10 protein-coding genes are annotated in these 9127 nt (G+C 49.0%); 2 read left to right on the top strand and 8 right to left on the bottom strand.

The window, feature by feature from the left end:
- On the top strand, positions 1 to 320 hold a 320-nt coding region (locus WG8_RS28035), incomplete at its 5' end, for an SDR family oxidoreductase (protein WP_007429129.1).
- Positions 321 to 405: 85 nt separating this feature from the next.
- On the opposite strand, the gene mmsB is transcribed toward WG8_RS28035, so the two are convergent.
- The 5 genes from mmsB to WG8_RS05510 form a co-directional block, all read right to left on the bottom strand.
- Positions 406 to 1569 (bottom strand): multiple monosaccharide ABC transporter permease, encoded by a 1164-nt coding sequence (mmsB, locus tag WG8_RS05530; RefSeq protein WP_007429128.1) that lies wholly within the window; start codon positions 1567 to 1569, stop codon positions 406 to 408.
- Positions 1553 to 3103 (bottom strand): multiple monosaccharide ABC transporter ATP-binding protein, encoded by a 1551-nt coding sequence (gene mmsA, locus WG8_RS05525; RefSeq protein ID WP_007429127.1) that lies wholly within the window; start codon positions 3101 to 3103, stop codon positions 1553 to 1555. The genes mmsB and mmsA overlap by 17 nt, the downstream gene beginning before the upstream one ends.
- A 34-nt stretch (positions 3104 to 3137) precedes the next feature.
- The gene (chvE, locus tag WG8_RS05520) at positions 3138 to 4223 is read right to left on the bottom strand and encodes a multiple monosaccharide ABC transporter substrate-binding protein (RefSeq protein ID WP_007429126.1); all 1086 of its coding nucleotides are present in this window, start codon (positions 4221 to 4223) and stop codon (positions 3138 to 3140) included.
- Positions 4224 to 4487: 264 nt separating this feature from the next.
- Entirely contained in the window at positions 4488 to 4820 is a 333-nt protein-coding gene (locus WG8_RS05515; RefSeq protein WP_007429125.1) for a nucleoside triphosphate pyrophosphohydrolase, read from the bottom strand.
- Between the two features lie 107 nt (positions 4821 to 4927).
- Entirely contained in the window at positions 4928 to 5431 is a 504-nt protein-coding gene (locus WG8_RS05510; protein WP_007429124.1) for a hypothetical protein, read from the bottom strand.
- Between the two features lie 324 nt (positions 5432 to 5755).
- Between WG8_RS05510 and WG8_RS05505 the strand changes: the two genes are divergently transcribed.
- Complete coding sequence (locus tag WG8_RS05505) at positions 5756 to 6103, top strand: helix-turn-helix domain-containing protein (protein ID WP_007429123.1); 348 nt, start codon at positions 5756 to 5758, stop codon at positions 6101 to 6103.
- Positions 6104 to 6167: 64 nt separating this feature from the next.
- On the opposite strand, the gene hcp is transcribed toward WG8_RS05505, so the two are convergent.
- From hcp to WG8_RS28030, 3 genes are all read right to left on the bottom strand, one after another.
- Positions 6168 to 7460 (bottom strand): hydroxylamine reductase, encoded by a 1293-nt coding sequence (hcp, locus tag WG8_RS05500; protein ID WP_007429122.1) that lies wholly within the window; start codon positions 7458 to 7460, stop codon positions 6168 to 6170.
- A 95-nt stretch (positions 7461 to 7555) separates the two neighbouring features.
- Positions 7556 to 8836 carry a response regulator gene (locus WG8_RS05495; RefSeq protein WP_083837547.1) on the bottom strand — a complete coding sequence of 427 codons (1281 nt, stop codon included), beginning with the start codon at positions 8834 to 8836 and terminating at the stop codon, positions 7556 to 7558.
- A partial coding sequence (locus tag WG8_RS28030) for a sensor histidine kinase (protein ID WP_007429120.1) occupies positions 8799 to 9127 on the bottom strand: 329 nt, incomplete at its 5' end. The genes WG8_RS28030 and WG8_RS05495, both read right to left, overlap by 38 nt.

Below are 9127 nucleotides of genomic sequence, written 5' to 3'. Positions count from 1 at the left end.
CGTATGTCGGGCAAAAGAATCTGATCGACTATGCATCCACCAAAGGTGCGATTGTGAGTTTTACCCGCGCTCTGGCTAATAATCTGGTCGATCAGGGCATTCGCGTGAACGCCATTGCTCCCGGTCCGATCTGGACTCCGCTGAAGCCCGCCACTCAGTCGCCTAAAGCTATTCGAACCTTCGGCACCAATACACCGATGAAGCGTGCCGGACAGCCTTATGAGTTGGCCCCGGCCTATGTGCTGCTAGCTTCGGATGACGGGTCCTTTATTACAGGCCAAACGCTGCATGTCAATGGCGGACAAATGGTGACAACTTAAATACGTATGATCGTGGCCTGCAAGGTCAAACAAACAAGGAACCTCCAGTATCCACATTTCAAGTGGACTGGAGGTTCCTTGTATTCTAAGCCGATCTTTTGTTTTTGTTGTAAATATCGAAGGCAACCGCCAGCAGCAGTACCAGACCTTTGATCCCTTGCTGCCAGTCAATGCCCAAACCAATCAGGGACATGCCGTTATTCAGTACGCCCATCACCAGACCACCGATAATCGCTCCAAAAACGGTCCCGATCCCGCCGGTTGCCGAGGCTCCGCCAATGAAGCAGGCTGCGATGGCGTCCAGCTCAAAGTTCGTACCCGCTCTCGGTGTAGCCGCGTTCAGACGTGCGGCGAAGATCAAACCGGAAATGGCAGCCAGCACACCCATGTTCACAAATACCCAGAACGTTACTTTTTTCGTTTTGACACCAGACAGACCTGCCGCCTTTTCATTTCCACCCAGCGCGTACACATGGCGACCCATTACCGTGCGATTCATCACAAAGGAGTAAACGACAATCAGAATGAACAGCAATACGAGAATGTTCGGAATTCCCGCATAGCTTGCGAGCATAAAGGTGAACAGATTGATGATCGCAGCCACCACAATCAGCTTGAGTACAAACAGGGTCTGTGACGGAATCTCAAAACCGTATTTAAGCTGGGAACGACGCTCGCGAAGCTCATTGACGATATACCACACCGTGAGCGCAATGCCGACAATGATGGATACCAGGTTATAACCGGAGGATGCAAAATCCGGCAGGAAGCCTGAACTGATTTTTTGGAAGCCCCCCGGAAAAGGAGAGATGGATTGGCCTTCCAGCACAATCATCGTCAATCCGCGGAAGAGCAGCATTCCCGCCAATGTCACGATAAACGCCGGAATCCGCACGTAGGCGACCCAGAACCCTTGCCATGCGCCAATCAGCGCCCCAACCACCAAAGCTGCAATCACGGCGATCCACGCCGGAAGCTGCCAATCGACCATCATAATGGCGGCAACTGCGCCGACAAAAGCAGCAATCGAGCCGACAGACAAATCAATATGTCCTGTGATGATGACCAGCACCATCCCGATAGCGAGTACGAGAATGTAGCTGTTTTGCAAAATCAGATTCGTAATATTAATCGGCTTTAACAGCAGCCCGCCTGTCAGCAGCTCGAACAGGATCATAATAACGACCAGTGCAATCATCATGCCATACTGGCGGATGTTATTTTTAAATAATTTAGTTATGGTTTCCATGCTTCACGCCTCCTGACTTGGTCATATATCTCATCAACGTTTCCTGCGACGCGTCCTCACGGCTTACCTCTCCGGTGATTCGCCCTGCATTCATGACGTAAATCCGGTCACACAAGCCCAGTACCTCTGGCAGCTCGGATGAAATGACCAGCACGCCCTTGCCTTCAGCGGCAAGTCGGTGAATAATCGTGTAAATTTCATATTTGGCACCTACGTCAATGCCACGTGTCGGCTCATCGAGGATCAGAATATCCGGTCCGGCAAAAATCCATTTGCTCAGTACCACCTTCTGCTGATTGCCGCCGCTCAGATTGCCCGTTTTCTGTAAAATGCTCGGTGCTTTGATGTTCATGCTTTTTTTCATATCCTCGGCAACGACAACTTCCTCCTGTTCATTGACGACAACACCCTTGGTCAGCTTGTTCAGGCCCGTCAGTGAAATATTGCGCTTGATATCATCCATCAGAATCAGGCCATATTCCTTGCGGTCCTCCGTCACATAAGCAAATCCGTTGTTAATCGCGTCCGTGACCGTGTTATTCTGGATCGACTTGCCGTCCTTGATCAGTTGGCCCGAGATGTTGCGTCCGTACGATTTGCCGAAAATACTCATCGCCAGCTCGGTCCGTCCCGCCCCCATCAGTCCGGCAATCCCGACAATCTCACCACGCCGGATATTCAGATTCACCTGATCCAGCACCTTGCGTTCCGCATGATGCTCGTGATAGACCGTCCAATCCTTCACTTCCAAAATGACTTTGCCGATCTCTGCATGGCGCTCTGGATAACGGCTGGTCAAATCGCGCCCAACCATCCCGCTAATAATCCGGTCCTCGGTGACCTCATCCTTTTTCATATCCAGCGTCTCAATCGTCTTCCCGTCCCGTAAAATCGTGATGGAATCTGATACCTTCGCGACCTCATTCAGCTTGTGGGAGATCAGAATACAGGAAATACCCTGTTTCTTAAATTCCAGCATCAGATTAAGCAGATTTTCGCTATCATCCTCATTCAGCGCCGCTGTGGGTTCATCGAGGATGAGCAGCTTTACCTTTTTGGAAAGCGCTTTCGCAATTTCGACCAGTTGCTGCTTCCCGACCCCGATATTCGTAACGAGTGTATTGGGATTTTCGCTCAAGCCGACCTTGGACAGCAGCTCGCGTGTACCCACAAAAGTCTCTTTCCAATCAATCACGCCGCCGCTGGCGCGTTCGTTGCCCAGATAAATATTTTCTGCAATCGACAGATACGGAATCAGCGCCAGCTCCTGATGGATAATGACAATGCCCAATTCCTCGCTCTGCTTGATATCCTTGAACTCACACGTTTTGCCCTGGAAAATAATATCCCCTTCGTAGGTTCCATGCGGATATACACCGCTCAGTACCTTCATCAGCGTCGATTTGCCCGCACCGTTCTCACCGCACAGGGAATGAATTTCGCCTTCCTTGATCTTGAGATTTACATTTTCCAATGCCTTCACGCCGGGAAAGGTTTTGGTAATTCCCTTCATTTCCAATATGATTCCAGTCATGGGGTACGCTCCTTTCGCTTTAGATAGCCTGCTCTTATTTCAGTCCAATTTGTTCCTTGGTGTAATAGTGGCTGCCGACAATATCCTTTTCGACATTCGTGCGATCTACCGAAATCGGATCAAGCAGATAAGCAGGAACTACTTTGATCCCGTTGTTGTATGATTTAGTGTCATTCACTTGCGCTTGCTTGCCCTGTAAAATGCTGTTGGCCATCACAACCGTCTGCTCAGCCAGCTTGCGGGTATCCTTGAATATGGTTTGCGTCTGCTCTCCGGCCACAATCGACTTGATCGAAGCGAGTTCCGCATCCTGCCCCGTAATGATCGGCAGCGGCTTGTTCGCTGATCCGTAGCCAACCCCTTTGAGAGATGAAATAATACCAATGCTAATTCCGTCATAAGGAGATAGCACCGCGTCCAGATTGGCCCCCGAATAGTAGGCGCTCAACAGATTATCCATCCGCGACTGGGCCAAGGCTCCATCCCATCGCAGCGTTGCGATCTGCGCCATCGTCATTTGCTTGCTGCGTACGACCAATTTGCCTGAATCGATGTACGGCTTGAGGACCGACATCGCGCCGTTAAAGAAGAAATAGGCGTTATTGTCATCCGGCGAGCCGCCGAACAGCTCGATATTGAAGGGGCCTTTGCCTTCCTTGAGTCCCAGCTTCTGCTCAATATACGCCGCCTGTAGCACACCTACTTTAAAGTTGTCGAAGGTTGCATAATACGTCAGATACGGCGTGTTCCGAATCAGGCGGTCATAGGAAATCACCTGAATCCCCCGGTCGTGTGCCTTCTTGATGACGTCCGTCAGCGTGTTTCCGTCTACCGAAGCGATGACCATGACATTGACACCCTTGGTGATCATATTTTCGATTTGGGAAATTTGGTTTTCCACCACATCCTCGGCGTACTGCAAATCCGTTTTATAGCCTTGCTCCTGAAACATCCGAACCATATTCTCCCCGTCTCCTACCCAACGCTCGGACGATTTGGTCGGCATGGAAATACCCACATAGCCTTTTTCCTTGCTGCCCGTTCCACTCTCCGCCAAATTACAGGCCGAAAGCATTAAGGCTAAAACCAGAAGCCATATAGCGACAGCTCCTTTTCTCATGTGAAGCTCCCCTTTCCTCATGTGATGCGGGTCATTTTGAAGGTAAGTGCTGATTAGAATAGAAGTTAGATAGCGCTTACAATAGAGTGGCGATGAACGCCTCTCCTTTTCTTATGTGCAACCACATGGTATCATTCCGGGGCGGGAAAGGTCTTTGCTGGTTTTGAACTTTTTTTATAAAATTTTAACCTTTGTGTGGAGAATGAAAAAAAGACTTTACCTTTTTAACAAGGGCAAAGTCCTAACAACACAGTTATTAACACGCTATATTTCAGCCTCATCGACATCGATTAAAAACACCCGCTCCCGAAAGCCACCTCGTGCCTCGGCTTTGTCTGCCCGCAGCTTGTCCAGCTCTGCCGCATTCGCCCCATGTACTTCTGCCAGCGCCCGGATAACTTCCAGCATATCCGCCAGTTCTTCCAGCGCATCCTGATCTTTTGCCGCTTCAAAATACTCCTCTGCTTCTTCAAGAAGCTTCATTCTAAGCGCCTGCTTATATTCCTCTGGCTCCAAAATGCGTAAGCTGCTTTCCTTGCCCTGAGCTATAATCATGTGCGGAATCTTATCCCTCACCAGCTTATTGTATGTAGGCATCTGTATTAACACCCTTTCTGCTGCGGAGCTTTTAAGCCGTGGCCGATATCTCCCTTCTCGCCATTATATCACTGGAGGAAATAGGAGCAGCAATAATCAACAACGATTTAATTGAGTGGTTTTTCTTTAAAAATAGATAGATACTGCTCGGTTGGATGAGCTACCATTCTTCGTGATAGACGCTTTAAAATATGGTCTGTTTTATTAAGCAGCATGTCTACTTCCTCCGGCTTCATCGTCTCCCTGGATGCTTCATCCTCTCCGGAAACAAGATAATGCACGGTACCCATAAACAGCACCATATCTAAACATGGCTCAGCATCCGTGCGAATCAATCTAAGCAGATCGTTCATGGATAAGCTAATGGATAAAGGAATGATTTGATTTCGATGAACATACATGGCCTTCCCCATAGAAAACATCGCTCGATCACAAAGAACGAGGCAGTTATAAAACTGCATATGGTTGCGCATGAGTTGGGCAAGCTTCATCTGATATTGGGCAAGCTTTTGAAAATCCAACACGCAATTCAGTACGTTGGATTCGTTATAGGTGTGGAATGTGTCATCTGAATCACTTTGTAGGCGTAGGCATAAGGAGTCATTTTTCATGGGGAGTCAACTCCTGAATTAAATATTCATAAACCATATGAGTGCGTAGTACAATTCGAACCATAAAAATGTATAATTTTCTAGCTATCGGTAAATCCTCATAATAAATATTACTACATAGTAGTTTTTAAATCAATTTACTTATTATAAGTCATTAATTACATGTAACACTTTCTCTACACTTCTAACTAGAGGGTTTTGCAAAAATCCAATACTTCCAATAAACAATATCTAAGATCGAAGTAGTCTAATTCGTCAATATATTGCGCTTTGGAACGACTGGAATCGAATTTTGTAAAGTCCTTACTAAAGAGAGGTGTAACCATGTCTGAACTTCTGGAATTAGTCGGTACACGTATTCGCGATATTCGGAAATCCCAGGGGCTTTCTCAGGAAGCTTTAGCCGAAAAAGCAGGATTCAATTCGAGTTATATCGGTTTTATCGAGCGTGCGGAGAGAAATATATCCTTGAAAAATTTGGAGAAAATAGCTAAGGCATTGAACGTGAGCGTTAATCAATTACTTACATATGTGAAGGAAAATGATGAGCTTACCGAAGAAGATTTGAGTATCAAAAATATTTTGTCCCTGCTGAGAACACGCGAAGCCAAGGATACGGAAATGGCCTTAAAAGTTCTTACAGACATATTTATAAGATTCGATGAACGATGAATCATAAAACAGTAAATCGTAACAAAAAAGGAACTGCGTTTTGCAGTTCCTTTTCTCAATCTCCTTACGACAACGACAGCATTGCCTTCATGTCTTCCTCTGCTGTTGTAATCAGCTTCAGGCCAAACATCTCCACCAGCACATCCAATACACCAGACGAGATAAATTCAGGTGGCTTAGGTCCGATGCGGATGTCCTGAATGCCAAGGCTGAACAAGCCGAGCAGAATCGCTACTGCCTTTTGCTCAAACCAGGACAACACGATGCTGACCGGCAACTCGTTCACTGAACAGCCAAAAGCATCGGCCAATGCCAAAGCAATTTTCACCGTGGAACCGGAATTGTTGCATTGTCCCAAATCGATATAACGCGGAATACCAGTATCTCCAACGGTGCCATAATCTACATCATTGAAGCGGAATTTACCGCAGGACGTGGTCAGAATGACCGTATCGTTCGGCAAGGATGTGGCCAGCTCGCGATAATAATTGCCGCCTTTACCCGGTGCATCACAGCCTGCAATGACGAAGAAACGGCGGATATGTCCGTCTTTAACTGCCTGAATAATCTCGGGTGCCAGCCCGATGACCGTCTCATGATGGTATCCTGTCGTAAGCACCTGTTCAGACTCTACATCTGCGGCTGGCAGGGCCAACGCGCGCTCAATCAGTGGAGAGAAATCGTCGTTCACAATTTTGGCAACACCCTCCAGCCCGGCTACTTCATAAGAGAAGAAGCGGTCTGCATACGTGCCTTTAATCGGCATGACACAGTTCGTCGTGGCAAGAATCGCGCCCGGGAACTCCTCGAACAGTCTGCGCTGATCGTACCAGGCCTTGCCGATATTGCCTTTGAGATGTGCATATTTCTTCAACGCCGGATAACCGTGCGCCGGCAGCATTTCCGAGTGGGTATAGATATTGATGCCCTTGCCTTCTGTCTGCCGCAGCAATTCCTCCAGCGCATACAAATTATGTCCGGTCACGACGATGCATTGACCTTCGATCTTATTCTGGCTGACTGTAATCGGTTGCGGAATGCCAAAACGATCCGTATGCGCACGATCCAGCACATCCATGATCCGTACGGCTGCATTTCCGACCTTCATTGCCATCTCCAAATGCTCTTGTACATTAAAGTTAGAATTGGTTAAGGTCATATATAACGCTTCGTGCGTGATACGATCCACCTCAGGATCGGTATAGCCCAACTGTCTGGCATGGGTCGCATAAGCGGCAATGCCTTTTAAGGCAAAAATCATCGTATCCTGCAAGCTCGCTACCGTTTCATTCTTGCCGCATACCCCGACTACCTTACAGCCGCCACTCGGCGTCTGTTCACACTGATAACAAAACATATTGTTGTCCTCCAAATATGATAGATATTTGTTTGTTATCCTCAGCGTAACAGACCCGCAAATCCACAGGTGTGATTACACACACATTTTTCATGTCATTCCTGATCCGACACGCTGACTCCATTTCCACCACCCTTGCGGTACTGAACCGGGGAAACTCCCATCGTCTTTTTAAAAGCGGTGCTGAAATAGTGCTGGCTATCGTATCCGGTACGCTCTGCTATATCGTAGATGGACAACGTGGTGGAGTCCAGCAATTGCACCGCTTTACGGATTCGGGCACGCGTGACGAGAGTCACGAAGCTATCGTTAAGCTCTTTTTTGAGCACACGGCTGAGATACACAGCCGATACCTGCAGCCGCGAGGCAAGGGCCTCCAGTGTCAGCTCCCGATCGGCATAGCCTTCCTGAATGAGCTGACGCGCCCGGCGCACGAGTGGAGATAGCTGCGATTCGCCGTACACACGGTCACGGCATACCCGGAACGCCTCAATCGCACCTTCCATCCCTCCGGCGTTGTGCTCTACATGTGTATGAACCGCTATATTCAGATAGCGCCCAATCGCCTGCTCAATGGAAGCGCCGATCGTCTCAGGCGCCTCCTGCCACAGGCATATGCCGATCAGCCCGTTCGCATCACGAAATAATACATGTGGTCGGTCCTCCAGCAGCTCGGCAATGATATTTTCAGCGGCATAAAGAAACAACTGGCGGTCATTTTCGCGCATAATCGCCTGTCGTGTCTCTACTGCTGGCCACCGCACCACGCCGATCTGAACAGGCGGCTGGGATGGAAGACGTAAAAACGCCAGCTGCTCCATGACATTTTCCCCCGTATGCTGCCCTTCCAGCAATTCCAGGCAAAAGCGCTGGCGCAGCAGCGGAATATTGCGCTGTATCTGCTCGGCAGCCTGCTCTACATAGGCGGTACGCTTGCGCTCTTCACCCAGCCGCTGACTGAGCCGCGACAGCGCAGTGTGAAGCTGCTCCGCATCTACCGGCTTCAAAATATAGTCCTCTACGCCAAGTCGCACAGCCTCCTGTGCATAAGCGAATTCATCATGCCCGGAAATGATCAGGCAGCGACATTCGGGACGTTCCTCACGCAATCGCCGGATCAGCTCAATCCCGTCCATGATCGGCATATTCATATCGACCAGCAAAATGTCGATGCCAAGCCGAACCGCCAGCTCCAGCGCTTCTTCACCGTCCTCCGCCTCATCTGCAACCTCCATGCCGAGAGCCGTCCAGTCTACGCAATCCCGAATCCCCTCCCGGATGATCGGCTCATCGTCTGCGATCAGTACCCGATAACGTTCTTCATAACGTTTTTCCGTGTTACGTTGTTCCGTCCCTGTAGTCATTGATTTTGCCATCCTGTTCTTCTCCTTTTTCGTGAGGCTTTCTCAGTTGTCCCATATCCCGCAGCAACGGATGAATGATCGTAACGCAGGTCCCTGTCCCTTCTTCACTCTCCAGTACAATTCCATATTCCTCGCCAAAAGATAACCGGATACGTGCCTGTACATTCAGCATGCCGTAGCTTCTGTCGTTCATATTGGCTCTGCTGTGCTTCTGCTGCTGCTCCATCGCCTCCAGCGGCATTTCCAGCAGATTCTGCAGCTCCCGCAGCCTGTCTGCCGTCATGCCTGCGCCATCGTCACGAA

Source organism: Paenibacillus sp. Aloe-11 (assembly GCF_000245715.1).
Lineage (GTDB): Bacteria > Bacillota > Bacilli > Paenibacillales > Paenibacillaceae > Paenibacillus > Paenibacillus kribbensis.
This window is presented reverse-complemented; position numbering and strand designations above follow the sequence as displayed.